The 23762-nt window shown below is 63.8% G+C and carries 22 protein-coding genes; 4 read left to right on the top strand and 18 right to left on the bottom strand.

The features are described 5' to 3' along the window. Positions 1-5: 5 nt before the first annotated feature. The 6 genes from MKZ91_RS25825 to paaN all read right to left on the bottom strand — a co-directional run bounded on the left by MKZ91_RS25825 (position 6) and on the right by paaN (position 6227). Positions 6-707 carry an ABC transporter ATP-binding protein gene (locus tag MKZ91_RS25825; RefSeq protein WP_336173893.1) on the bottom strand — a complete coding sequence of 234 codons (702 nt, stop codon included), beginning with the start codon at positions 705-707 and terminating at the stop codon, positions 6-8. Beyond that, the gene (locus MKZ91_RS25830; RefSeq protein WP_336173894.1) at positions 694-1479 is read right to left on the bottom strand and encodes an ABC transporter ATP-binding protein; all 786 of its coding nucleotides are present in this window, start codon (positions 1477-1479) and stop codon (positions 694-696) included. Before MKZ91_RS25830 ends, MKZ91_RS25825 begins: the two co-directional genes overlap by 14 nt. Then, the gene (locus MKZ91_RS25835) at positions 1476-2432 is read right to left on the bottom strand and encodes a branched-chain amino acid ABC transporter permease (protein WP_336173895.1); all 957 of its coding nucleotides are present in this window, start codon (positions 2430-2432) and stop codon (positions 1476-1478) included. The genes MKZ91_RS25830 and MKZ91_RS25835 overlap by 4 nt, the downstream gene beginning before the upstream one ends. Positions 2433-2434: 2 nt before the next feature. Continuing rightward, positions 2435-3307: a branched-chain amino acid ABC transporter permease gene (locus MKZ91_RS25840; RefSeq protein ID WP_336173896.1), complete on the bottom strand. Its 873-nt coding sequence runs from the start codon at positions 3305-3307 to the stop codon at positions 2435-2437. Positions 3308-3378: 71 nt separating this feature from the next. Next, positions 3379-4518 (bottom strand): ABC transporter substrate-binding protein, encoded by a 1140-nt coding sequence (locus MKZ91_RS25845; RefSeq protein WP_336173897.1) that lies wholly within the window; start codon positions 4516-4518, stop codon positions 3379-3381. A 47-nt stretch (positions 4519-4565) separates the two neighbouring features. Continuing rightward, positions 4566-6227, bottom strand: a complete 1662-nt coding sequence (paaN, locus tag MKZ91_RS25850; RefSeq protein ID WP_336173898.1) for a phenylacetic acid degradation protein PaaN — start codon at positions 6225-6227, stop codon at positions 4566-4568. Positions 6228-6330: 103 nt separating this feature from the next. Here paaN and paaG point away from each other — a divergent pair, with 103 nt between their 5' ends. From paaG to MKZ91_RS25870, 4 genes are all read left to right on the top strand, one after another. Beyond that, the gene (gene paaG, locus MKZ91_RS25855; protein WP_336173899.1) at positions 6331-7119 is read left to right on the top strand and encodes a 2-(1,2-epoxy-1,2-dihydrophenyl)acetyl-CoA isomerase PaaG; all 789 of its coding nucleotides are present in this window, start codon (positions 6331-6333) and stop codon (positions 7117-7119) included. Next, on the top strand, positions 7116-7556 hold the full coding sequence (paaI, locus tag MKZ91_RS25860; protein ID WP_336173900.1) for a hydroxyphenylacetyl-CoA thioesterase PaaI: 441 nt from the start codon (positions 7116-7118) through the stop codon (positions 7554-7556). Before paaG ends, paaI begins: the two co-directional genes overlap by 4 nt. A gap of 34 nt (positions 7557-7590) precedes the next feature. After that, positions 7591-8901 (top strand): phenylacetate--CoA ligase PaaK, encoded by a 1311-nt coding sequence (gene paaK / locus MKZ91_RS25865; protein WP_336173901.1) that lies wholly within the window; start codon positions 7591-7593, stop codon positions 8899-8901. A gap of 119 nt (positions 8902-9020) precedes the next feature. After that, on the top strand, positions 9021-9617 hold the full coding sequence (locus MKZ91_RS25870; protein ID WP_336173902.1) for a TetR/AcrR family transcriptional regulator: 597 nt from the start codon (positions 9021-9023) through the stop codon (positions 9615-9617). Positions 9618-9626: 9 nt separating this feature from the next. Here the strand turns inward: MKZ91_RS25870 and MKZ91_RS25875 are convergent, their stop codons facing one another. The 12 genes from MKZ91_RS25875 to MKZ91_RS25930 form a co-directional block, all read right to left on the bottom strand. After that, the gene (locus MKZ91_RS25875) at positions 9627-10241 is read right to left on the bottom strand and encodes a phenylacetic acid degradation protein PaaY (protein ID WP_336173904.1); all 615 of its coding nucleotides are present in this window, start codon (positions 10239-10241) and stop codon (positions 9627-9629) included. Positions 10242-10254: 13 nt separating this feature from the next. Then, positions 10255-12312, bottom strand: a complete 2058-nt coding sequence (gene paaZ / locus MKZ91_RS25880) for a phenylacetic acid degradation bifunctional protein PaaZ (RefSeq protein WP_336173905.1) — start codon at positions 12310-12312, stop codon at positions 10255-10257. A gap of 12 nt (positions 12313-12324) precedes the next feature. After that, positions 12325-13086 carry a Phenylacetic acid catabolic protein gene (locus MKZ91_RS25885; protein ID WP_336173906.1) on the bottom strand — a complete coding sequence of 254 codons (762 nt, stop codon included), beginning with the start codon at positions 13084-13086 and terminating at the stop codon, positions 12325-12327. A gap of 120 nt (positions 13087-13206) precedes the next feature. Beyond that, entirely contained in the window at positions 13207-14283 is a 1077-nt protein-coding gene (gene paaE / locus MKZ91_RS25890; protein ID WP_336173907.1) for a 1,2-phenylacetyl-CoA epoxidase subunit PaaE, read from the bottom strand. 25 nt (positions 14284-14308) lie between these two features. Next, positions 14309-14833, bottom strand: a complete 525-nt coding sequence (gene paaD / locus MKZ91_RS25895; protein ID WP_336173908.1) for a 1,2-phenylacetyl-CoA epoxidase subunit PaaD — start codon at positions 14831-14833, stop codon at positions 14309-14311. A gap of 9 nt (positions 14834-14842) precedes the next feature. Next, the gene (gene paaC, locus MKZ91_RS25900; protein ID WP_336173909.1) at positions 14843-15625 is read right to left on the bottom strand and encodes a 1,2-phenylacetyl-CoA epoxidase subunit PaaC; all 783 of its coding nucleotides are present in this window, start codon (positions 15623-15625) and stop codon (positions 14843-14845) included. Then, positions 15625-15909: a 1,2-phenylacetyl-CoA epoxidase subunit PaaB gene (paaB, locus tag MKZ91_RS25905; RefSeq protein ID WP_327513036.1), complete on the bottom strand. Its 285-nt coding sequence runs from the start codon at positions 15907-15909 to the stop codon at positions 15625-15627. Before paaB ends, paaC begins: the two co-directional genes overlap by 1 nt. 106 nt (positions 15910-16015) lie before the next feature. Further along, a complete protein-coding gene (gene paaA, locus MKZ91_RS25910; RefSeq protein WP_336173910.1) occupies positions 16016-17014 on the bottom strand; it encodes a 1,2-phenylacetyl-CoA epoxidase subunit PaaA in 999 nt (332 codons plus the stop codon). A 23-nt stretch (positions 17015-17037) separates the two neighbouring features. Next, positions 17038-18243, bottom strand: coding sequence for a 3-oxoadipyl-CoA thiolase (pcaF, locus tag MKZ91_RS25915; protein ID WP_336173911.1), 1206 nt, complete (start codon positions 18241-18243; stop codon positions 17038-17040). A gap of 181 nt (positions 18244-18424) precedes the next feature. Beyond that, positions 18425-19315: a phenylacetic acid degradation operon negative regulatory protein PaaX gene (paaX, locus tag MKZ91_RS25920; RefSeq protein WP_336173912.1), complete on the bottom strand. Its 891-nt coding sequence runs from the start codon at positions 19313-19315 to the stop codon at positions 18425-18427. 186 nt (positions 19316-19501) lie between these two features. Continuing rightward, complete coding sequence (locus MKZ91_RS25925) at positions 19502-21877, bottom strand: penicillin acylase family protein (protein ID WP_336173913.1); 2376 nt, start codon at positions 21875-21877, stop codon at positions 19502-19504. Between the two features lie 355 nt (positions 21878-22232). Next, positions 22233-23714, bottom strand: coding sequence for an APC family permease (locus MKZ91_RS25930; protein WP_336173914.1), 1482 nt, complete (start codon positions 23712-23714; stop codon positions 22233-22235). Positions 23715-23762 lie beyond the last annotated feature (48 nt).

Raw genomic sequence — 23762 nt, forward strand, 5'->3', positions numbered from 1 at the left:
GGCGTTCAAATTCCCAGGTAAGCGGCGCGGATGCGCTCATCTGCAATCAATTCGGCGGCGGGGCCGGACATGGTGATGCGCCCTGTCTCCATGACATAACCCCGGTCGGCGACGGAAAGCGCGCCGAAGGCGTTCTGCTCGACGAGAAGCACGGTGACGCCGAGCGCCTTCATGCTCTTCACCACGTCAAAGATCTGCGCGACGAGGATCGGGGCGAGGCCCATGCTCGGCTCGTCCAGCAGCAGGCAGTTAGGCCGGGCCATCAGTGCGCGGGCGATGGCCAGCATCTGCTGCTGCCCGCCGGAAAGGCCGCCCGCCGCGAGATTTCGCTTCTCCTTGAGGATCGGAAAAAGCGCGAAGGCATCCTCCCTGTCGCGCTCCACCTTGTCGTCGGAAAAGAGATAGGCCCCGAGCCGAAGGTTTTCCTCCACCGTCAGGTTGGTGAAAATCTGCCGGCCCTCGGGCGATTGGGCAAGACCGCGCTGGACGCGACGATGCGCCGGTACGGTGGTCAGCGCCTCGCCGCGAAAGAGGATGGAGCCCGCCGAAACCGGCTGGATACCTGACAGGCATTTCAACAGCGTCGTCTTGCCCGCGCCGTTCGCGCCGACCACGGTGACGATCTCGCCGGAGGCGACATCGAGGTCGATGCCATGCAGCACCTCGATACGGCCGTAGCGTGAGCGCACTCCCTCAACGTTCAGCATTTTCAGCCTCCGTCGCCTGAGCTCCGAGATAGGCTTCGATGACGCGCGGATTGCGCGCAATCGCTGCCGGCTCGCCTTCGGCGATCTTTTCGCCGTGGTCGAGCACCACAATATGATTGGAAATGCGCATCACCATTTTCATGTCATGCTCCACCAGGAGGATCGAGACGCCCTCGGCGGCAACCGCGGCGATGAGGTGATCGATCTCCTCCGTCTCGACCGCGTTGCAGCCGGCGGCGGGCTCGTCGAGCAAAAGCACGCGTGGCTTCAGCGCCAGGGCGCGGGCAATCTCCAGCCGCTTCAGCGCACCATAGGAGAGCGAGCTCGCCTCCTGTTCGGCGGCACGGCCGAGACCGACGCGATCGAGCAACACGCGGGCGCTTGTCTCCGACGCCTTGCTGCGGCGGCGCGCGGCGGGCAGCGCGAAGAGATCGGAAAAGACCGAGCCGCGCTCATGCAGGTGATGGCCGGCGACGGCGTTTTCCAGAACACTCATCGATTGAAAGATCTGGAGATTCTGGAAGGTGCGCGACAAGCCGCGCCGCGCCAGAAGATGCGGCGGCATGCGCGTGACATCCTCGCCATCGAGCGCCACGCGGCCGCGCCCCGGCGCGTAGACGCCTGATATCATGTTGAAGAGCGTCGTCTTTCCGGCGCCGTTCGGCCCGATGACCGAGACGATCTCACCCGGTTTCAAGGAGAAGCCGACATCGTTGACGGCACGCAAGCCGCCGAAATCGATCCCCAGGCCTTCGATCTGCAGCAGGCTCATTCTCCCCTCCCCCGAACGCGACGCGCGATGGACGGCAAAAGGCCCTCGCGCATGAAGATCATGACAAGCATCATGACGAGGCCGAGCATGAGCTGCTCGTATTCCTGAAAGATCGTCAGCACCTGCGGCAGGGTGGTGAGGATCGCCGCGCCGAGGATCGCGCCGAGCACCGAACCGGCCCCGCCGAGCACCGTCATGGTGACCATCTCGATGGAATGCATGAAACCCGCGACGTCAGGCGTGATGAACTTGTTCTGGAGCGCCAGCAGCGATCCGGACACCGACGCGTAAACCGCCGAAAGCACGAAGGCGACGAGCTTATAACGGGCAACATCGACGCCGACCGTGCGGGCGGCGACCTCCGAACCATGCAGCGCGCGAAGGGCACGGCCCGTCGGGCTGTGATAGAGATTGAGCGCCAACCACGCGCCAATGACCAGGACGAGGCCGGAAAAGGCGTACCAGAACTCGGTGTTGGAAAGGTCGATCCCGATGGCCTTCAGGGCGCCGCGAAGACCCAGATCCGGCACCGCCATGCCATCCGGCCCGCCGGTCAGTTGCGCCTCGTTGGAAAGCACCATCGAGACGAGGATACCGAAACCGAGGCTGGCGACGGCGAGGTAGTAGCCCTTGAGCCGCAGGATCGGCCGGCCGACGAGGAAGGCGATGCCGGCGGAGAGTACCGCGCCCAGGAGCGCCGCGAGCGCCGGATGCAGGCCGAGATGTACCGGCGCGAGCGCGCAGGCATAGGCGCCGATGCCGACGAACCCCGCATGTCCGAGGCTGATCTGGCCGGCATAGCCGATCAGGATGACGAGACCCGTGACCGCCAAGCCATTGACGAAGATCAGCGAGCCAACGCGGAAGTAATAGGACGACGGAAAGAAGACCGGCGCGATGGCGATGACCGCAGCGAGGATGAGAAGGCTGGTTGCTTTGCCCGAGAACCGCATGATCACACCCGATCCGTCGATTTGCGGCCGAACAGGCCCTGCGGCATGGCGAAGAGCACGGCGAGAATGACGACGAAGGCGGCCGCATCCTTGTATTGCGAACTGAGATAGCCGGCCGTCATCGCCTCGAGGATGCCGAGCAGGAGGCCGCCGGCCAGCGCGCCCTTGGGGTTGCCCATGCCGCCAAGCATAGCGGCGGCGAACCCCTTCAGCGCGAGCGCAAGGCCCACGTCGTAGCCGGTCAGCGTGATCGGCGTCACCAGCACGCCTGCCAGCGCGCCGATAGCGGCCGACATGGCGAAGGAGAGCGTCATCACATAATTGGTGTTGATGCCGACGAGCTGGGCGGCGATGCGGTTGTTGGCCGTTGCCAGAACCGCGCGGCCGATCAGCGTGCGCGTGAAGAACAGCCAGAGACAGAAGAAGACGGCGAGCGCCCCGGCGATGACCCAGAGGCTCTGCGGCAGGATGGTCGCGCCGCCGATCAGGATCGGCTGGTCGCCGGAAAAGGCGGGGAAGCGGTGAAGCTGCTTGTCGAAGACGAGCTGCGTTGCACCGCGGATGAAGATCGAAGCACCGATGGTGATGATGATCAGCGAGACGACCGGCGCACCGCGGGCGGGCTCGATGGCAAGCTTGTTGAGCGCGACGCCCACCGCCGAGGTCACGATGATGGCGATGAGTGCTGCCAGCGGCAGCGGCATGCCGGCAGCATGGGCAAAGAAGGTGATCATGCCACCGAGCATGACGAACTCGCCCTGGGCGAAATTCACGACGTCGGAGGCGTTGTAGATGATCGTGAAGCCGAGGGCGACCAGCGCATAGACCGCGCCGACCGTGATCCCGGACAGAAAAAATTGCAGCAGTTCGGGCATGGATGCCTCCGCTTGGCACGCGACGGTTTCCGCCGGCCCCTGCCGAGAAGGGCCAGAGCCGGCGGGCTCGATTACTCGACGATCGTCCAGCCGCCCTTTTCAATCTGCAGCATGCGGAAGGCCGAGAGGTCGAGACCGAGGTGATCCTCGGCCGTCATGGTGACGGTGCCCGTGGTCCCGACGAGCCCCTTCGTTCCCTCGATGGCGTTGCGGATATCGGAGGGCTCGGTGCTGCCCGCCCGGCTGATCGCATCGACGAGGATGCGCAGCGCATCATGGGCGTAGCCGCCGAAGGTCGAGACCGGCTTGCCGGTCGCCTTTTCATAGGCATCCTTGTAGGCCGTGACGACGGCGCGCTGCGGGTCGCTCTCCGGCAGAAGTTTCGCAACGAGCAGCGCCGTGCCCGGCAGGCGCACGCCCTCTGCGGCTTGCGCGCCGGCAAGCTCGATGAAGCCATCCGAAGCGACACCGTGCGACTGGTAGAGCGGCAGGCCGACGGCGAGCTGCGCATAGTTGCGCGTAACGATCGCCGGGCCCTGGCCGAAGCCGGGGTTCAGCACCGCCTGCACGCCTTCCTTGCCCTTGATGTTGGTGAGCTGCGGCGTCATGTCGGCGTCAGCAGGGCCGTAGGTCTCGTCGGCCAGCACCTCGATACCGTAGTCACCGACGATCGAAAGGCACTGCTTGTGCATGGAGGCACCGAAACCGTCGGAACCGGAGATCATGCCGATCTTGGTGATGCCGTTCTTCTTCATGTCCTCGAAGATCTTGGCGCAGGCCATGCGGTCCGTGTGCGGCGTCTTGAAGGTATAGGGTTTGACCGGGTCGATGATCTCGATCGCGCCGGCAAGCGAGATGAACGGCACTTCGGCATCCTCGAAGACCGGGATGATGGCCATGGAAGTGCCGGTCGTCGTGCCGCCGATCACGGCGACGACCTCGTCGTCCTCGATGAGACGGGTGGCAAAGGTGCGCGCCTTGTTCGGATCGCCGCCATCGTCATAGATGACGAGTTCCAGCTTCTCGCCGTTGACGCCGCCGGCCGCATTGATCTCCTCGACCAGCATCTTCAGCGTCTTGGCTTCCGGATCTCCGAGAAAGGAAGCGGGGCCGGTTTCAGAAATGGTCGCGCCGATCTTGATGTCAGCCAAGGCGGGCCCGGCAAAGCCGAGAACGAGGGCAAGTGCAGTCGCAGTCTGTGCAAATTTCATGTCGGTTTCTCCTCCCAACAAAGACAAAGTTAAAAACGAAACTCCTCTCACGCCGCCAAAGGGCGGCGCCACATCACCACGCGGAACCGGTTCGCGACAAAGGCCGCATCCGTCAGGCTGGCATTGCCTGCGGGGTTTGCACCGGTGACGTGGAAATCGCTGAAGGCGGCACTCTGGTTGACGTAGATTCCGCCGGTCAGGTTGACCGAAAGATTGACGCCTGCTGCTGCGAACCGGTCGGCGGCGGCAAGGATCTGCGCCTCGTCCGTCGTGTAAAGGGCAGCGGTGATCGCCCCCTTGTCTTCCGCGAGCACGGCCGCGCGGTTCACGCCGTCCGCGATACCATCGACGGAGACGACAATGGCGATCGGGCCGAAGCGCTCCTCAGCGTAGCTTTCCGTTTCTGCCGCATCGACCGCGAGGATCAGCGGGGTCGCGGTGCGCGCCTCGCCAAGGCCTTCGATCGTTGCGGAATCGCGCACCACCCGGCCGAGCCCGCGGGCCGTCTCGATGCGGGCGAGCGTCGCCGGGTTCGCAATGGCGCCGCAGACGCCGGCTGCACGCGCCGGATCAGCAAGCAGGCCGTCGATCGCCGTGGCGATCCCGGTTGCGACCTCGTCGAAACTCTTGTGGCCCTCGTCTGTTTCGATGCCACCGCGAGGCACAAAAATGTCCTGCGGGGCCGTGCACATCTGACCGGAATAGAGCGACAGCGAGAAGGCGATGTTGCCGCACATGCCGGCGAAATTGTCGGTCGAGCCGATGACGATGGAATTGACGCCGGCCTCTTCCGTGTAGACATCGGCACTGCCGGCATTTTCCCGCACCCAGGTGCCGAACGTGTTGGAGCCGGTGTAGTCGACGATGGCGACGGCCGGGTGCTGGACGAGATCCTTGGTGATTTCAGAACCGCGTTCGTCCGTTGCGAGCAGCACGATATCGGCGGCAAAGCCCTCCTCCACCAGAACCTCGCGGATGATCTCGACAGTGATGGCGAGCGGCAGGATCGCCGCCGGATGCGGCTTGACGATGACGGTATTGCCGGTGGCAAGGCTGGCGAAAAGGCCGGGATAGCTGTTCCAGGTCGGGAAGGTGTTGCAGCCGATGGTGAGCGAAACACCACGCGGAACGACGCGCCAGTGTTTTTCCATGACGATCGGCTCGCCCTTGCCCTGCGGCTTCGTCCAGGTGGCCTTCGCTGGCGTGCGGGTCATTTCGGCATAGGCATAGGCGACCGCTTCGAGACCGCGATCCTGCGCATGCGGACCACCGGCCTGGAAGGCCATGGCGAACGCCTGGCCGGTCGTGTGCATGACGGCATTCGCCATCTCGAAGCTGCGGGCGTTGAGACGTGCAAGGATTTCGAGGCAGATGCCGGTGCGCACTTCAGGCGAGGTGGAAGCCCATTGCGCAGCCGCAGCACGCGAGGCCGCGACAAGCGTATCCACGGCGGCGGCGGGATAGGTGACGCCGAGAGCGGGGCCATAGGGCGAGACTTCCGCGCCGACGGCGCTCTGCGCCGGATGACCGGCAAGCGCGAAAGGTCTTCCGAGACGCGCCTGGTATGCGGCAAGACCGTCGTCCTTGGCGGTTTCGCCATAGATCTTGCCGGACGGCACTTCCGGATAGGCCGACCAGAAGTCGCGCTTGGCCGCCGCTTGCAAGGCTGCATCGAGCGTCGGGCGATGGCGATCGAATAGTCCGGTCATGCTTACTCCTCCCAGTCAGTGCTTTTATAATTGACCGGCCGGCCGGTTTATGCAACTATTTTTTCACGGTCGCCCTGGAAAGAAGGGTGACAGGGAGGAAAACATGCCGGAATCCAGCACGATCCAGTCGGCACTTGCCGATGGCGTCCTTAGCCTGACGCTCAATCGCCCTGACAAGCTCAACGCCTTTAACGAAGAGATGCATCTTGCATTGCGTGCCGGCTTCGAGCGCGCCCATGCGGATACCGACGTGCGCGCCGTGCTTTTGACGGGTGCGGGCCGTGGCTTTTGTGCCGGCCAGGATCTCGGCGACCGCGACCCGAGCAAGGGCGTGCCGGACCTCGGCCACACGATCGAGACCTACTACAATCCCCTGCTCCGCCTGATCCGCAGCCTGGAAAAGCCGGTTGTTTGCGCGGTGAACGGCGTTGCCGCCGGCGCCGGTGCCAACATCGCCTTTGCCTGCGACATCACCCTTGCCGCCCGCTCCGCCCGCTTCATCCAGGCCTTCGCCAAGATCGGCCTCGTGCCGGATTCCGGCGGAACCTGGAGCCTGCCGCGGCTGATCGGCGAGGCGCGCGCCAAGGCGCTGGCGCTCACTGCCGAGCCGCTCGGCGCGGAGACCGCCGCCGATTGGGGCCTCATCTGGCGCGCCGTCGACGACGACAAGCTGATGGAAGAGGCAAGCGCGCTCGCCGCTCGGCTTGCCGCCGGTCCGACCAAGGGCCTCGGCATGACCAAGCGCGCCATCCAGGCCGCCGCCACCAATTCGCTCGATGAGCAGCTCGACCTCGAACGCGACCTTCAGCGCGAGGCCGGCCGCAGCGCCGACTATGCGGAAGGCGTTTCAGCCTTCCTCGAGAAGCGCAAGCCGGAGTTCAAGGGCCAATGAGCAGCGCCAGTCTTTCGCCTCAGGCGCTCGCCGATGCCTGCGCCAGGGCCATGTGGGACGAGGACAACGCCACCCGCCACCTCGGCATGGAGCTTGTGTCCGTGGCGCCCGGCGAAGCGACCATCACCATGACCGTGGCGGCGACGATGACCAACGGCCATGGCACCTGCCATGGCGGTTACATCTTCACGCTGGCCGATTCTGCCTTCGCGTTTGCATGCAACACCTATAACCAGCGCACCGTCGCCCAGCACTGTTCGGTGACCTATATCGCACCGGCTTTCAAGGGCGACCGGCTGACGGCGACGGCACGGGAGGTGTCGCGCCGCGGCCGGGGCGGCATCTACGATATCCGCATCACCAATCAGGAGGGCGAGCATGTCGCGGAATTCCGCGGCCACTCGCGAACCGTAAAGGGTACCCATCTGCCGGAGTGAGGCAGATCATACCGCATTCTTGGAGGAGAATTTCATGGAAGACCTGTCCCCCCGCCCCGGTGACCTCGAAGCGATCGAGACGGCCTCTCGCGACGAGCTTTCCGCGCTTCAGCTTGAGCGCATGAAGTGGTCGCTGACCCATGCCTATGAGAACTCCCCCTTCTACCGCCAGCGTTTCGACGAGGCGGGCGTGCACCCGTCGGACCTAAAGACGCTCGCCGACCTTGCGAAATTTCCCTTCACCACCAAGAAGGACCTGCGCGACACCTATCCCTTCGGCATGTTCGCCGTGCCGCGCGAAAAGCTCGCCCGCATCCATGCCTCGTCAGGCACGACCGGCAAGCCGACCGTCGTCGGCTACACCAAGAACGATATCGACACGTGGGCGACGGTGGTTGCCCGCTCGATCCGCGCCTCGGGCGGCCGGGCCGGCGATATCGTGCACGTCGCCTATGGCTACGGCCTCTTTACCGGCGGTCTCGGTGCGCACTACGGCGCTGAAAAACTCGGTTGCACCGTCGTGCCGATCTCGGGCGGCATGACGGAGCGTCAGGTCACCTTGATGCAGGATTTCAAGCCGCGCATCATCATGGTCACCCCCTCCTACATGCTCTCGATCCTCGATGAATTCCGCAAGAACGGCATCGACCCGCGCGAAAGCTCGCTCGCCGTCGGGATTTTTGGCGCGGAGCCGTGGACGAACGCCATGCGCCAGGAAATCGAACAGGCGTTCGACATGCACGCCGTCGACATTTACGGCCTGTCGGAGGTCATGGGCCCCGGCGTCGCCAACGAGTGCGTCGAGACCAAGGACGGCCTGCACATCTGGGAAGACCATTTCTACCCCGAGATCATCGACCCGGTGACGGGCGCCGTGCTGCCCGACGGCGAGGTTGGCGAACTGGTCTTCACCACGCTGACCAAGGAAGGCCTGCCGATCATCCGTTACCGCACGCGCGACCTGACGCGGCTTCTGCCGGGCACCGCGCGCTCCATGCGCCGCATGGACAAGGTCACCGGTCGCTCCGACGACATGATGATCCTGCGCGGCGTCAACGTCTTCCCGACACAGATCGAGGAGCAGATCCTGAAATGCCGTGGACTGGCGCCGCATTTCCAGATCGAGCTGACCCGCGCCGGCCGTATGGACAACATGACGGTTCATGTCGAATGTACGCTGGAAGCGACCGACGAGGGCGCGCGCGCCGGATCGGCGAAGGAGCTTGCCCACCACATCAAGAGCGTGGTCGGCGTCTCGACGAAGATTACCGTGCACGAGCCGGGCGGTATCGCCCGCTCGGAAGGCAAGGCAAAGCGGGTGGTCGACAACCGCCCGAAAGAGTGAATGCTCGAATGAGTGAATGACGGGGCGCTAGGATAGCCCGGCACCGGGTTGACCGTTTATACGAACAAAAGTCGCCGCTTGCGCGGCGGCAAACAGACAGGAAGTGAGCAGGGTAGAACATGGCACGCACGCGCGCAGTGGATTTTGAAGAAAAACAGCGCGGCATTCTGACGAACGCGGCGGCGGTGTTCGCCGAAGTGGGCATGGAAAAGGCTTCCATGTCCATGATTGCCTCGTACAGCAATGTCTCGAAGGCCCTGCTCTATCACTACTACCCCGGCAAGGATGCCCTGATATTCGATATCGTTCGCACGCACCTGACGGAGCTCGACGGCGCGATCGAAGCGGCGGATCGCGATGATGTGGCGCCGCAGGAGCGGTTGCGTCTTCTCGTCAAGGCTGTGATGAAGAATTACGAAGGCCGCGACAATGAACACAAGGTGCAGCTCAATGGCACCAGCGCCCTGTCGCCAGAACAGCTTTCAGAGCTGCAGGCGATCGAAAGGCGGATCGTCAAGCGCTTCTCCAGCGTCATTGCCCTGATCAACCCGGAGCTCAATCAGGGCCGGCCGCTGCTGATGCCGGTCACCATGTCGCTCTTCGGCATGATGAACTGGGTCTACATGTGGTTCCGGCCGAACGGGCCGATCAGCCGCGAAGAGTATGCCGACATCGCGACCACGCTTATCCTCGAAGGCGTCAAGGCCGTTCGCTGACCAAGCCGTTCATTTGCCGAATTTCAGCCGCTCGAGAATGAGCGGGTCATATTCCGGAGCGCGGATGCGCCGCCGGTCCGGCTCGAGCTGAGAAAGCGGTTCGGTCGCAACCAGCTTGTCTTTCGCCTCGAGGGCGAGGCGCTGATAGATGGCCGTGCCCTGGCGTTTCCAGGCGATCTCATCGGCGGAAAGCTCCCGGGTGACGCGCGCCGGCGAACCCATTGCAAGGCTGTTTGCGGGGATCTCGGTGCCTGCCTTGACGAAGGCCATGGCGGCAACGATGGCATTTTCGCCGATCACGGCTTCGTCCATGACGACGGCGTTCATCCCGACCATGGCGTTGCGGCCGATCCGGCAACCGTGCAGCACCGCCCCGTGGCCGATATGGCCCTCTTCGCCGACAACCACGTCGAGATTCGGGAAACTGTGCACGACGCAGGTCTCCTGCACGTTTGATCCTCGCTCAAGCACGATGCGGCCGAAGTCGCCGCGCAGCACGGCGCCCGGCCCGACATAGCAGGCAGGGCCTATGATCACGTCACCGGTGACGATTGCGGCCGGATGCACGAAGGCGGCGGGATCGATCACCGGGACCACGCCGTCATAGGCATAGATCTGTGTCATGGCCGCCTTCTCCTCAGCTTCTCGTCTTTGCCACCATGGTCAGAACGTCGTACTGCGCGACGGCAACGCCATTCTGGTTGGTGACCCGGCAATCCCAGCGCACTTCCCCATGTTCGGCGTCCGCGCGCGGGTTGATCTCCTTGCAGGTCAGTTGGACCTTAAGCGTGTCGCCCGGGTTGACCGGAGTCAGGAAGCGCAGGTTGTCGACACCATAATTCGCCAGCACCGGACCCGGTGCCGGATCGACAAAGAGGCCGGCAGCGAAGGAGACGATGAGATAGCCGTGGGCGACGCGCCCGTCGAAGAACGGATTGGCCTTGGCGGCCTCTTCGTCCATGTGCGCGTAGAAGGTATCGCCGGTGAAATTGGCGAAGTGCTCGATATCCTCCAGCGTCACCGTACGGGATGCGGTGACGAGCTGGTCGCCGATGCGAAGCTCGGCGAGCGACTTGCGGAACGGATGCTCGCCGCCGCTGCGGGCCTCGGAGTCGGCAACCCAGCGGCCGGTGACGGCCGAGAGCATGGTCGGCGAACCCTGGACGGCGGTGCGCTGCATGTAATGCTTGACACCACGCATGCCGCCGAGCTCTTCGCCACCGCCGGCACGACCGGGGCCGCCATGGACGAGGCCCGGAAGAGGCGAGCCGTGACCGGTCGAGGTCTTGGCGCTGGCGCGGTTGCCGATCAGGACGCGGCCATGGAACGGCGCCATGCCGAGCACGACCTCTTCGGCAAAGGCCGGATCGTTGGTGAAGACCGAGGCGACAAGGCTGCCCTTGCCGCGGCGGGTAAGATCGACAGCCTCTCCGGCTGTGTCATAGGGCATGACGGTGCTGACCGGGCCGAAGGCCTCGACATCGTGTACGGCCTTGGCCTCCCAGGGACGATCGCAATAGAGAAGCACCGGATTGAGGAAGGCCCCGGCCTCGGCATCGCCGGAGACGATGCGCGGGGTATCGGGGTCGCCCGCGACGATCTCGGCATCGGCGAGCAGGTCGCGGATGCGCTCCCGCACTTCGGTGCGCTGGTCGAGGCTGGCGAGCGGGCCCATGCGGACAGTCTCATCCGCGGGGTTGCCGAGAACAGTCTTGCCGAGGCGCTCGCCGAGTGCGGCCACGAGCGCGTCGCAATGGACGCGCGGGGCGATCACGCGGCGGATGGCGGTGCATTTCTGCCCGGCCTTCGAGGTCATCTCGCGAGCCACTTCCTTGACGAACAGGTCGAACTCCTCCGTGCCTGGCCCGGCGTCGAGGCCGAGCACCGAAGCATTGAGGCTGTCGGCTTCCATGGTGAAGCGCACGGAATTACCGATAACGGCCGGATGGCTCTTCAGCTTGCGGCCGGTTGAGGCCGACCCCGTGAAGGTGACCACATCCTGGCCGTCGACATGATCGAGCAGGTCGCCGACCGAGCCGGATATCAGCTGCACGGCCCCTTCCGGCAGGATACCGGTCTCGACCATGCGGCGCACGACAAGTTCCGTAAGGTAGGCCGTCTGGCTCGCCGGCTTGACGATCGCCGGCATGCCCGCAAGCAGCGTCGGGGCGAGTTTTTCCAGCATGCCCCAGCAGGGAAAGTTGAAGGCGTTGATGTGGACGGCGACACCCTGCAGCGGCGACAGGATATGGCGGGCGGCAAAGGTGCCGTCGCGTGCCAGCGTCTCGACATCGCCGTCGACCAGAACGCGGGTGTTGGGAAGCTCGCGGCGGCCCTTGGAGGCATAGGAAAGCAGCGTGCCGATGCCGCCGTCGATATCGACCCAGCTATCGGCGCGGGTGGCGCCGGTCGCAGCGGAAAGCGCGTAGAACTCTTCCTTGCGCTCCATCAGCGCCAGGCCGAGCGCCTTCAGCATGGCGGCGCGCTCATGGAAGGACATGCGGCGCAGCGCCGGGCCGGCCTTCTCGCGGCCATAGGCAAGGGTGCTGGCGAAATCGATGCCGCTGGAATCGATGAAGGCGACGGGCGCGCCGGTCGAGGCGTCGAGAAGCGGCACACCCTCCTTCGCGCCGGCGATCCAGCTGCCACAGACATAGCTTTCGAGCCGGCGGGGCCGGGACGCCTGAACGTTCATGGTCGTTTCCTTTCAGAGCAGTTTCAGCGCGCCGAGCTGCGCATCGACGTCCGCCTGCCATTCGGCAAGAAGCGTTTCATTGGGGGTGTGGCGCAGGCCGAAGCGCGCGAGCGTCGCGTAGCGCGCCGAGCCGGAATGGCCGAAGCTCGCGGCGACCCGTGGGGTCCAGTAGGCGATGGAGGCGAGCGCCACTGCGCGCGCCTCAGGCGATGCAGCGATACGTTCCAGTCCGGCAAGACCGAGTTCCAAGTGGCGGGTCTCGCGCGGCAGGATGCGGTGGAAGACCTCTGCTAGCGGCTGGTAGGAAACGTGAGACAGCTCACGCAATTGGATGACGCCCGCCTTGCCCATCAATACGTTCATGACGACGGCATCGACCCAACCCTGCAACGGATAATGGAAGACCGAGAGACGCATGTCGCCTTCGCGTCGTTCAGCACCTATATCGGCATCCCGCGGCAGGCGATCGGCCCAGGGGTGATGCACGGCGTAGCGGCCGCCATCGGCGCCGAAGCTCTCCATGACCGCCAGCACCTGGCCTGCATGGTCGGTCTTTTCAAGCACGATTCGGGCCGCGGAAATGCGCTCCTGAATGCCCGGCGCATCGTTGATCACGCCGGCAAAGCCGGCGGAGCCCGCAAGCTCGCTATCGACGAAGCTCGCCATCAGCCGCAAGAGTTCGCCGCGATAGCGCGCCGGCACATTGTCCGGCGAGGTCAGCCTGCCGCCCTTAGCGAGGTAGTCTTCGATCGGCATGGTTTCCGTATCGGTCATGGCCTTCTCCTCCCGAGCATGTCCAGCGATCGGAGATCGCCGAAAATGCTATCTGTTTGTTTTCGCGCAATTCCGGACGTAAAACCGCTTCACACTTTGACTGGAATTGCTCAGGCGAGCTCACTGGTCGTAGCTGACGACGACCTTGTCGCTCAGCGGGTAGCACTGGCAGGTGAGCACGTAGCCCTGACGGACTTCGTAATCCTCGAGCGCGTGGTTGACCTCCATCTCCGTCTCGCCCTCGATGACCTTGGCCCGACAGGTGGAGCAGACGCCGGCCTTGCAGGCGTATGGCGCGTCGATGTTGTTTTCGAGCGCGGCCTCGAGCAGGCTCTGGCCGTGCTTGGGCATGTTGAAGCTGCGGGTCGCGCCGTCGAGCGTGATGGTTGCCTGGCAGCTGGCATTGGCGTCGGCGCCCGCAGCACTCTGGGCTCGGGCCCGCGCCCGACCGGGTTGCGAGGAGGCGAACAGCTCGAACTTGACCTGGTCGTCGCGCAGGCCATGGTCGCGAAGCGCTGCCGCGATCGCCAGCATCATCGGCTCGGGGCCGCAGATGAAGGCCGTGGTGACCGAACGCAGATCGATCCAGCTCTTGAACAGGGCGGCGCATTTTTCCGCGTTGACGCGGCCGGTGAAGAGATCGATGTCCTGCGCCTCGCTTTCAAGCACATGCAGGACGGAGAAGCGGCCGAGATAGCTGTTCTTCAAATCCTCCAGCTCCTCGCGGAACATGATCGAGGAGATCTGCCGGTTGGCATAAACAAGCGTGAAGCGGGAGCGCGGCTCGCGCGCAAGCGTCGTCTTGATGATCGAGAGAACCGGCGTGATACCGCTGCCGCCGGCAAAGCCGAGATAGTGCTTGGAAACCTCCGGCTCGATGGCCGTGAAGAAGGCCCCCATTGGCGGCATGGCTTCGAGTGTGTCGCCAGCCTTCAGCTCTTCGTTGGCCCAGCTGGAAAAGCAGCCGCCATCCACCCTCTTGATGCCGACGCGCAGCACGCCCTCGTCGCGGCCGGCACAGATCGAATAGGAGCGGCGCAGCTCCTCGCCGTCGAACTTGCGGCGGAAGGTCAGGTACTGGCCTTGGGTGAAATCGAAGGTATCGCGGTCTTCCGCGGACGGAGCCAGCGTTACGACCACGGCGTCGCGAGTTTCGCGGCGCACTTCGGTAACATTCAGGGAATGGAAACGTGCCATGGCGGCCCTCATCCTTTGTCTCGGGTCAGATGCACTTGAAGTAATCGAAGGGTTCCAGGCAGTCGGTGCAGCGATAGCTGGCCTTGCATGGCGTCGAGCCGAACTGGCTGATCTTCTCGGTCCTGGTCGATGCGCAGCGGGGACAGGCGATCACAAGGTTCGAGCGGCCGGAGAGCCGGTCGATGCGCTTCATCAGCACCCCGTCGGCAGCCGTGCCGTCGACCGGCGGGGCGATGCCATAGGCTTGCAGCTTCTCGCGGCCTTCCGCGCTGATCCAGTCGGTGGTCCAGGCGGGCGAAAGCTGACGCTTGAGCTTCACCTTGCCGATGCCGCGTTCGGTGAGCGCCCGCTCGATATCCAGATTGATCACGGACGTCGCCGGACAGCCGGAATAAGTCGGCGTGACGGTGACCACCAGCGCCTCGTCCTCCCAGGCGACATCGCGGATGATGCCGAGATCGACCAGCGAGATGACCGGGATTTCCGGATCCGGCACCTCTGCAAGCCACGTCCAGACTTCCTTCGTCGTCGGATGTGCGGCCGTGATCATCGCGACCTCCTACCAGGTTGCGCCCGGATAGGCGCGCTGGAGAAACTGCAGCTCCGCAAGGATGAAGCCGAGATGCTCGGTATGCGCCCCGCGCTTGCCGCCCTTCTGCATGTAGCCGTCGGCTGGCATCCTGAGGGTCGCCTCGTCCAGCGTCTCGCGCACCAGCGCATCCCATGCGGATTTCAGCGATGCCGGCTCCGGCGCGATGCCGTCGGCGGCAACCGCCGCATCGAAGGCGTCGCCCATGAAGAGCTCGCCGGTATAGGGCCAGAGGTCGTCCAGCGCTTCCTGCATGCGGCGGTGGCTTTCCGCCGTTCCGTCGCCAAGCCGGATCACCAGATCGCCGCTGCGCTCCAGGTGATAGGAGACTTCCTTGAACGCCTTCTCGGCGATCTCGGCGATGCGCTGATCGCTGGAGCCTTTCAGCGCTTTCAGCTGCAGATAGTGCCAGGCATCGAACAGGAACTGCCGCATCAGCGTCTTGCCGAAATCGCCGTTCGGTCGCTCGACGAGCAGCACGTTGCGGAAATCGAGCGCATCGCGCAGATAGGCGAGATCGTCCGCCGAACGCCCCTTGCCTTCGACTTCGCCGGCAAGGCCGAGCCAGAGCTGCGTCTGGCCGATCAGGTCAAGCGCGGTGTTGGAGAGCGCGATATCCTCTTCCAGCGCCGGCGAATGGCCGCACCATTCCGAGACGCGGTGACCGAGGATGAGCGCATTGTCGCCCATGCGCTGCAGGAACTCGAAAAGGGCGGCGTTCTCAACGGCACCCGTCTTTTCCGACGCGCCCATCACATATGCCCCACTTCATCCGGAACGTCGAAGAAGGTCGGATGACGATAGACCTTGGAGTTCGACGGCTCGAACAACGGGCCCTTGTCGGACGGGGCGCTTGCGGTGATGTCTGCCGAGCGAACCACCCAGATGCTCACCCCTTCGTTGCGACGGGTATAGACGTCACGGGCATTGTTGACGGCCATTTCGGCGTCCGGCGCATGCAGGCTGCCGACGTGGCGATGGTTGAGGCCGTGCTGGCCGCGGATGAAGACCTCCCAGAGGGGCCATTCGCTGGACATGATTACTCTCCCTTGGAACGATGACTGCTTCTGGAGCGCCGACGGCGACGCCCTGCCCTTCGCAAACGCCGGAAAGGCGCCCGACGCCCCGGGCAAAAGGCCTCTTTTACTCGGCTGCGACCCGCACGCGACGGGCTTCGGCTTTCTCAGCATGGGCAACGAGGCCGTCGCGGAACCACGCGCCGTCGTCCCAGGCCTTCTTGCGGGCGTTGAGGCGTTCGGCATTGCAGGGGCCGTTGCCGGCGATGACGGCGAAGAACTCGCTCCAGTCCGGCTCGCCGAAGTCATGGCCGCCCTTCGCCTCGTTCCACTTCAGCTCCGGATCGGGAATGGTGAGACCGAGGTATTCCGCCTGCGGCACGGTCTGGTCGACGAATTTCTGACGCAGCTCGTCATTGGAGTTCTGCTTGATCTTCCAGGCCATCGACTGGGCCGAGTGCACGGAAGCGTCGTCGGAAGGGCCGAACATCATCAGCGACGGCCACCACCAGCGGTTCAGCGCATCCTGCACCAGGGCCTTCTGTGCCGGCGTTCCCTTCACCATCTTCATCAGGATGTCGTAGCCCTGACGCTGGTGAAAACTCTCTTCCTTGCAGATGCGGACCATGGCGCGGGCGTAAGGCCCGTAGGAACAGCGCTGCAGCGGCACCTGGTTCATGATGGCCGCGCCATCCACCAGCCAGCCGATGGCGCCGATATCGGCCCAGCTCAGCGTCGGATAGTTGAAGATCGAGGAATACTTCGCCTTGCCGGAATGCAGCTGTTCGTACATCTCGTCGCGGCTGACGCCCAGCGTTTCGGCGGCGCAGTAGAGATAGAGACCGTGGCCGGCTTCGTCCTGCACCTTGGCGAGCAGGATCGCCTTGCGCTCCAGGGTCGGTGCGCGGGTGATCCAGTTGCCTTCCGGCAATTGACCGACGATTTCGGAATGGGCGTGCTGGCTGATCTGGCGCACCAGCGTCTTGCGGTAGCCTTCCGGCATCCATTCCTTCGGTTCGATCTTCTGGCCGGCATCGATGCGCTCCTGGAAGGCGCGCTCGACCGGGTCCATCTCGTCAAGGCTGCGGACGCGGGCTGCGTCGGTCTTCACCATCTGTGCGTACATGACAGCTTCTCCTGATTGCCGGTTCAGACACGTTCGAGAATGAGTGCGATGCCCTGGCCAACGCCGATGCACATAGTGCATAGCGCATAGCGACCGCCCTGGCGATGAAGCTGATAAGCGGCCGTCGTCACGAGACGCGCGCCGCTCATGCCGAGCGGATGGCCGATGGCGATGGCGCCGCCATTCGGGTTCACATGGGCGGCATCGTCAGGCAGGCCGAGATCGCGCAGCACGGCGAGCGCCTGCGAAGAGAAGGCCTCGTTGAGCTCGATGACATCCATCTGGCCGATGGAAAGGCCGGCACGCTCAAGCACGCGGCGGGCAGCCGGCGCCGGGCCGATACCCATGATGCGCGGCTCGACGCCGGCGGCCGCCATGGCGACGATGCGCGCCTTCGGGGAAAGCTCCTGTTCCTTGATCGCCCTTTCACCGGCGACCAGTAGGGCCGCTGCGCCATCGTTGACACCAGACGCATTGCCGGCGGTAACGGTACGATCCGGGCCATTGACGCCCTTCAGCTTGGCAAGCTGCTCGACGGTCGTGCCGGGGCGCGGATGCTCGTCGCGATCGACGACGAGCGCGTCGCCCTTTTTCTGGGCGACATGCACGGGCGCGATCTCGTCGGCAAAGACACCCGCTTCCTGAGCGGCAGCCCAGCGCGCCTGGCTGCGCGCGGCAAAGGCATCCTGATCGGCGCGGCTGACGCCGAAATCTCCAGCGACATTGTCGGCCGTCTCCGGCATGGAATCGGCGCCAAAAGCAGCCTTCAGCTTCGGATTGACGAAACGCCAGCCGATGGTCGTATCATAGATCGCGCTGGAGCGGGAAAAGGCGCTCTCGGCCTTAGGCATGACGAAGGGCGCGCGGCTCATGCTTTCGACACCACCGGCAATCACGATATCGCAGTCGCCAGCGCGAATAGCGCGTGCCGCCATGCCGACCGCGTCCATTCCGGAGCCACAGAGGCGGTTGACGGTCGTTGCGGGAATGCTGACGGGCATGCCGGAAAGCAACACCGCCATCCGGCCGACATTGCGATTGTCTTCGCCGGCCTGATTGGCGCAGCCATAGATGAGGTCGTCGACCTTCGTCCAATCCATGCTCGGATTGCGAACCATCAGCGCGCTCAGGGGCACGGCAGCAAGATCATCGGCGCGAACCGAAGACAAGGCGCCGCCGTAACGACCGATAGGCGTGCGAACAGCGTCGCAGATATAGGCTTCCGACACGCAAGCTCCTCCCTGGCATCCATGGTCGCATCCTCTCCTCGAAGAATTGACCGACCGTTCGGTTACTTATTTATCACTCGACATGTCACAAATCAATGCAGAATTTCCTATTTTTTGTGACACATCCTCGCGTGAGCCATCAACATACCACGAAACAAGGGTTTTCCGTTTGAAATGCGTGCTACGCCGCGCCCGCAAGAAGCGACAAACGGCGCCTGGTGGCCTCGCTATCTACTGGCAGCGCGCCGTCAGCCGTCACGAAATGATGCGCCACATAGAGGTCCGCATCGGGCGAAAGACGAAGATAAAGACGCGCAAACAGCGCCCGCGCGTCATCGCCCGGCCAGCCCGCCGGGAGTGCCGTCTGCGGAAGTCGCGGATCGCGCAGCACGACAAGACGGAACTGGTGGACAAGCACCAGCCGTGTCACCAGGCTTTCCAAGGCCGTAAGCCGGGCTCCGCCTGAAAGAAGGCTCTCGATCCGACCGAAGCGGCCAAGAAAGCCGCGATAGGCATCGGCATGAAATTCGAGATCCCAATGGTCGGCAGCAAAGGCGCCAAGGTCGGCTTCTCCGCTCACCACCTCTGCCCGAAAGACGACAGCCGGCTGCTTGAGAGGCGGCATGGCGCGCGCACCGACGGCGAGCCTCGGGCCGAGCCGGGAATGACCCGCCCGCTCGAGAATCTGCATCGCCTCATCGGGCCTGTCGCCTGTCAGCTGCACGAAATGCCAGTCGGTGGGCTCGGGCGGACCGAACAGCAGCCGGGCGGCGGCGGCGAACTCCGCGCGGGCAGGCGCGGCCAGCCGATAGAAGCTACGGCGACCTTCACGCTCGCCGGACAACTGGCCTGCCGCAACAAGACGAGACACAGCCGTGCGCACGAGGGTTTCGCTGATGCCGACCTCGGCACAGATTTCAACAAGATTGCCGGTCCAGATCACGCCGCCGCGCGGCTCGACCACGTCGCCGTAAACGGTGACGATAAAGCCCGCCGCCTTCAGCGGGCTTTCATCAAGGATCGCTTGCAACTGCGTTGCAAACGATTTTCCGGTCTTGTCCTTCCCCAGCAAAAGGGACTCCACTCATGATCGTGCCATGGTTCATCGGACTGCATGGCCTCAAAATGCCGGCATCCGGGGCCTGGATTTAGCAATCTCGATCATGACGCATGACGAGAAGACTGCAACCTCCGCCGTTCCAATAGCACGAAGGTATCCGGATTGGGCCGCTTTGACCGGCCCAATCCGCCAATTCCATCAATCGACCGTCAGCTCAAGACGGTCTACGGCCACCTTCTCGACCTCGCTGCGCGTCAGGGGCTGCGGACGGCAGGTGAAACTCTCGTACAGCTTCAGCTGATCGTCGTAATGCGGCGACTTCTCGCCCGAGGGGCTGATGAAGCCGCTCTGGCCCGGTGGCGTGACCATGCAGACGGATGCGGTGTTGTCCTTGAAGGTGATGAGGTCGCTCTGCGTGCCGCGGTTCATCGACGTGCCGACCTCGGTGCCTTCGTCCTCGCCTGCCTGGGCGATGCCGAGATAGTTCTTGGTGGCAAAGACATGGCGCGGCAGGGTAGCGCGCCAGTTGGCGAGCTGGTCGGTACCATAATCTCTCGTCAACCCGGCAACAGCCTTGCTCAAAGCCGCAAGGATCACCTCGTCCTTGTCGGCGCCATTGAAGAAGTCATGGCGCTGCGCGATCCCAGCCTTGTCTCCGAGGAGCGCGTTGCGCAGCACCTGTGTCGGACGCGAGATCCGGTTCAGGGCGACGGTCGGGTCGATGCCCGGCTGATCGTCCATCAGCACGTCCTCGACCATGATCTTGACCCAGCGCTGGAAGAGCGCGACGGCCGGAGCCGTGGCACGGCCATCCTCGCCCCTTACCATGCGCCCGTCCCAATCGTTCAGCTCCCTCACCAGCGCCTGGCGCGGGTCGTCGGCGGCAAGCTTTGATGCCGCAGCGAGGAGGAACGGCAGCAATGCGCGCGCGTTGATGTCGAGGAACGCGATGTTCTTGTTGATGTCCCAGACATCCTTACGGCTCAGCTTGTCCTTGGCCTTGATCAGCGCGACGATCTCATCCACGCGGTCGGCAGCGCCCCAGGGCGTCGCCTCGAAATTGGCGACCTCGCCATGCGCCGAGCGGTTGTTCCAGTTCGCAATCCAGCCCTGTTCGGGGTTGTATGTCTTTGGCGCGTCGGCGAAGGCGCGAAAGCCCTGCCAGTCCATCGACCCATCGCCTTTGGCGGGAACGCGCTGGTCCTGCGCCGGGTTGCGGACCGGCAGGTAACCCGGCGAAACGTAGCCGATGTTTCCCTGCCTGTCGGCATAGTACCAGTTGATCGTGGTGGCGACGTTCTTTGCCTGCTTCAGCCAGTCCTCGTAGCTCTGAGCCTTGGTCGAGTTGACCCAGGCAAGCAGCGTATGGATCTCCTTGCCCTTCCAGGTCCGGTTGAAGGCATAGGCCGTATGGTTTTGCGGATCGATCTGGCTGACAACGCCGTAGTCGCTCTCATAGACCACGGTCGTGACGTCTGGCTGGCCCTTCACCTTGAAGGTCTCCGGACGGGCGTGCATGTCGTGCCATACGTCGTTCTTGCGATACTGCGCCGCATTGTCGGGATTGAGCTCGAGCTGGAAATAATCGTTGACGTCGAGCGGCCCGGCCGTGGCGCCCCATGCGATCTGGCCATTGGTCCCGAACAGCACGTTCGGCACGGCAAACGGCGTCGAGCCGGTGAGGTCGAAGCCGGCACCATGCAGGCCGATCGAATAGACATAGGACGGATTGAAGTTGCCGAATTGCGGCCCGTTCATCAGCATGGTCGAGCCATCGGTCGTTTTCTTCGGCCCGAGGATCCAAAGGTTCGAAGCGCGCGGTCGGGCCTCGTCGCCACCTGGAACAGGCCGGCCGATGAGGGCATCGAAACGCCCGCTGTCGCGAAGCGGCTTGTTTTCCGCCTTGATCTGGAACTGGCCACCCTTCGGCACGGTCGTCGGGGCAAGCGGGTCTTCCAGCCAGAACATCTGGTCGAAGAGTTCTGCCGCCTTTTGCCTGCCATGCTGCTTTTCGAGTGTCGCGAGCACCTTGGCGTTGTCGAGCTCGGTCGAGTAGTGCGAGAAGCGGCCGGCCATCGTCACGACATAGATCATCGCGACGTCGAAATCGCTCCAGGTCGTCGGCTCGATCCCGAAATCGGCGAATTGCTTCGGCAGCAGGCGGCCACGGTCGGCCAGAACTTCGGCGACGCGCCTGTTGTAGCCGGCGGCATAGCCGCGAAGAATGTCGCGCTCCTCCTTCGGCAGCGCTTCGATCTGCGCCCTGATATCGGCATGGTCGAAATCGGCCCGCGTCGCAATATCGTAACCGAGATGGTCCGCGCCAAGCACCGAAGAAACCGTGCCGAGAACGGAGTGTTTCGACATTTCCATCTGGAAGAGGCGGTCGGTCGCGACCGCATAACCGAAGCCGGCATAGAGCCCATAGGTGTCATCGGCATAGACATGGGGCACACCCCAATTGTCGCGGATGATCTCGACCTTGGACCCGGCATGAGCCGCACCGGGAGCAACTGGCGCAAGGGCAGCTGAAAATAGCAAAGCGGCAAGTGCCGGCCGGCGGGTTTGGAGCATTCTTTCCTCCTGACATGTTCTCGAAGCGCCCTCATCCTCCATGGGGCACCACGATAGATTACATTGACCGAACGGACGGTCAATTTATTTTTGCAAAGCGGAGACACCGCGCCTTCAGGAGTTTGTTGATTTCCGGTGCCGGGCCTTGCCTACATCCGACTCGATCACGGTCAGGGCGAGGTTCTCCATGACTCCGTCGAGCGCAAGGGCGATTGCGGATCCCATGTTCCCGCAGCCGATCAGTAGTACGGAGCAATGTTTCAAGTAAGGTGGCACGATCTTTCGACTCCAGTGTTTGTGAAGCTCCGCGCCACCTCGGTTGCGCGGAGGTGGCGCACGAGAGCCGGCGCGATTGCTAATCCGGACGCTGCTTCTCGCCCCAATGGCCGATCAATTGATATTCGGCTGGGCGGTTGCGGCGCATCCAGAGGGCGCGGCTGATACCGACCGCCAGGACGACGAGATTGATGCTCGGAAGGATCCAGTTGATCGCTCCCTCCCGTCCGGTGAACATCGGTATGTTGCTGAGCACATAGAATACGACCACGGCGAGCGAGATGACCGAAATCGCAGGAGCGACTTTGCCTTCCCACAACGAAACGCCCCGGCTGTCGCGCCAGAAGAACGCGAGAATAGACAACGCTGTCAGCAGTTCCATTGCCGGAATACTGACTGCGACCGGCACGCTTCCGACGACGAAGAGGTCGAGGTATGGATCAAGCCCTTGCCGGGCGCAGAACAACAGCACGATGGCACTGAAGGCAGTATGGCTCAGGCTTGCGACCCAGGCCGAGCCACTTGCCTTCGACTTCCGCGCAAATACGGGGTTGATGGCGCGGTCGCGCCCGAGCGCATAAAGATAGCGCGCGGTGGCGTTGTGGAAGGCAAGAATGGACGCAAACCAACTCCCGACGACAAGCAGCGTAATGACCTCGGCAAAACCGGCCCCGACATACTGGCTCGCGGCCATGGTGAACATCTCGGTCGGCTTCTCGTTTGCAACAGCGACAGCCGTGCTGCCGAAGCCTTGCACGATGGCCCAGGTAACGATCGCCTGAAACAAGGCGATCAGGCCGATGGAGGCGAAGGTCGCCTTGCGCACCGTCGCCACGGGATCGCGCACATCCTCTCGAAAAAGCGCGGTGGCCTCGAAGCCGGCAAAGGCAGCAAAGACGACCAGCAGGACAACGCCAATCTCTCCGCCGGCTATGGTGTCCGGCCGAAACGGCTGGAGCGATAGTCCCTCGGCACCTCCCGCGGCGACGATGCCGGTTGAAAGCACGAGCAAGACCGCGACTTCGACCAGCATGATGATGCCGAGAACACGGATGTTCAGTTCGACATTCAGGACGCCAAGGATACCCATCGCCGCCAATGCCCCAAACGCCCATGGCTCCCAGGAAGTTTGCACACCCGTCATCGAGGCCATCGCCTGGCTTGCAAACACGGCGAAGGGGCCGATCGCTCCCGTCGCCGCAATCGCATAGGCAAGGACGGCGACGAAGGCGGTACCAAGGCCGAGCGGGCGACCGAGGCCAGCGGCAATATAGGAAAAAAGCGCACCTGCGTTGGGCACGAAGCGCGTCATCGCGGTGTAGCCGACCGCGAAGATCGCGAGGAATGCGCCGACCACCAGGAACATGCCCGCGGTTCCGATGCCGCCCCGCCCGATCGCCAGCGGCGTTGAGCCGACTGCAAAGCCGAGAGGGGCGGCCGCCGCCACGACAAAGAACACCACGTCTTTCGCACCGAGCCGCCCTCCCCTGGCGCCTGTCGGCGCATCGGCCAAGCCTTGCGCCCCTGGCCCGGGTTCATCCGACGAATATATATTGGTCATCACATTCCCCTTTTTGTTGCTATTTGGAGCTTGCCTTGCGCGTTTTCG

The organism is Ensifer sp. MJa1 (assembly GCF_037026475.1).
GTDB lineage: Bacteria > Pseudomonadota > Alphaproteobacteria > Rhizobiales > Rhizobiaceae > Ensifer.

Bases quoted from the DNA above. Each gene is read 5' to 3' on its own strand.
- MKZ91_RS25825 (WP_336173893.1), bottom strand. From the start codon at position 707: ATGCTGAACGTTGAGGGAGTGCGCTCACGCTACGGCCGTATCGAGGTG.
- MKZ91_RS25830 (WP_336173894.1), bottom strand. From the start codon at position 1,479: ATGAGCCTGCTGCAGATCGAAGGCCTGGGGATCGATTTCGGCGGCTTG.
- MKZ91_RS25835 (WP_336173895.1), bottom strand. From the start codon at position 2,432: ATGCGGTTCTCGGGCAAAGCAACCAGCCTTCTCATCCTCGCTGCGGTC.
- MKZ91_RS25840 (WP_336173896.1), bottom strand. From the start codon at position 3,307: ATGCCCGAACTGCTGCAATTTTTTCTGTCCGGGATCACGGTCGGCGCG.
- MKZ91_RS25845 (WP_336173897.1), bottom strand. From the start codon at position 4,518: ATGAAATTTGCACAGACTGCGACTGCACTTGCCCTCGTTCTCGGCTTT.
- paaN (WP_336173898.1), bottom strand. From the start codon at position 6,227: ATGACCGGACTATTCGATCGCCATCGCCCGACGCTCGATGCAGCCTTG.
- paaG (WP_336173899.1), top strand. From the start codon at position 6,331: ATGCCGGAATCCAGCACGATCCAGTCGGCACTTGCCGATGGCGTCCTT.
- paaI (WP_336173900.1), top strand. From the start codon at position 7,116: ATGAGCAGCGCCAGTCTTTCGCCTCAGGCGCTCGCCGATGCCTGCGCC.
- paaK (WP_336173901.1), top strand. From the start codon at position 7,591: ATGGAAGACCTGTCCCCCCGCCCCGGTGACCTCGAAGCGATCGAGACG.
- MKZ91_RS25870 (WP_336173902.1), top strand. From the start codon at position 9,021: ATGGCACGCACGCGCGCAGTGGATTTTGAAGAAAAACAGCGCGGCATT.
- MKZ91_RS25875 (WP_336173904.1), bottom strand. From the start codon at position 10,241: ATGACACAGATCTATGCCTATGACGGCGTGGTCCCGGTGATCGATCCC.
- paaZ (WP_336173905.1), bottom strand. From the start codon at position 12,312: ATGAACGTTCAGGCGTCCCGGCCCCGCCGGCTCGAAAGCTATGTCTGT.
- MKZ91_RS25885 (WP_336173906.1), bottom strand. From the start codon at position 13,086: ATGACCGATACGGAAACCATGCCGATCGAAGACTACCTCGCTAAGGGC.
- paaE (WP_336173907.1), bottom strand. From the start codon at position 14,283: ATGGCACGTTTCCATTCCCTGAATGTTACCGAAGTGCGCCGCGAAACT.
- paaD (WP_336173908.1), bottom strand. From the start codon at position 14,833: ATGATCACGGCCGCACATCCGACGACGAAGGAAGTCTGGACGTGGCTT.
- paaC (WP_336173909.1), bottom strand. From the start codon at position 15,625: ATGGGCGCGTCGGAAAAGACGGGTGCCGTTGAGAACGCCGCCCTTTTC.
- paaB (WP_327513036.1), bottom strand. From the start codon at position 15,909: ATGTCCAGCGAATGGCCCCTCTGGGAGGTCTTCATCCGCGGCCAGCAC.
- paaA (WP_336173910.1), bottom strand. From the start codon at position 17,014: ATGTACGCACAGATGGTGAAGACCGACGCAGCCCGCGTCCGCAGCCTT.
- MKZ91_RS25925 (WP_336173913.1), bottom strand. From the start codon at position 21,877: ATGCTCCAAACCCGCCGGCCGGCACTTGCCGCTTTGCTATTTTCAGCT.
- MKZ91_RS25930 (WP_336173914.1), bottom strand. From the start codon at position 23,714: ATGACCAATATATATTCGTCGGATGAACCCGGGCCAGGGGCGCAAGGC.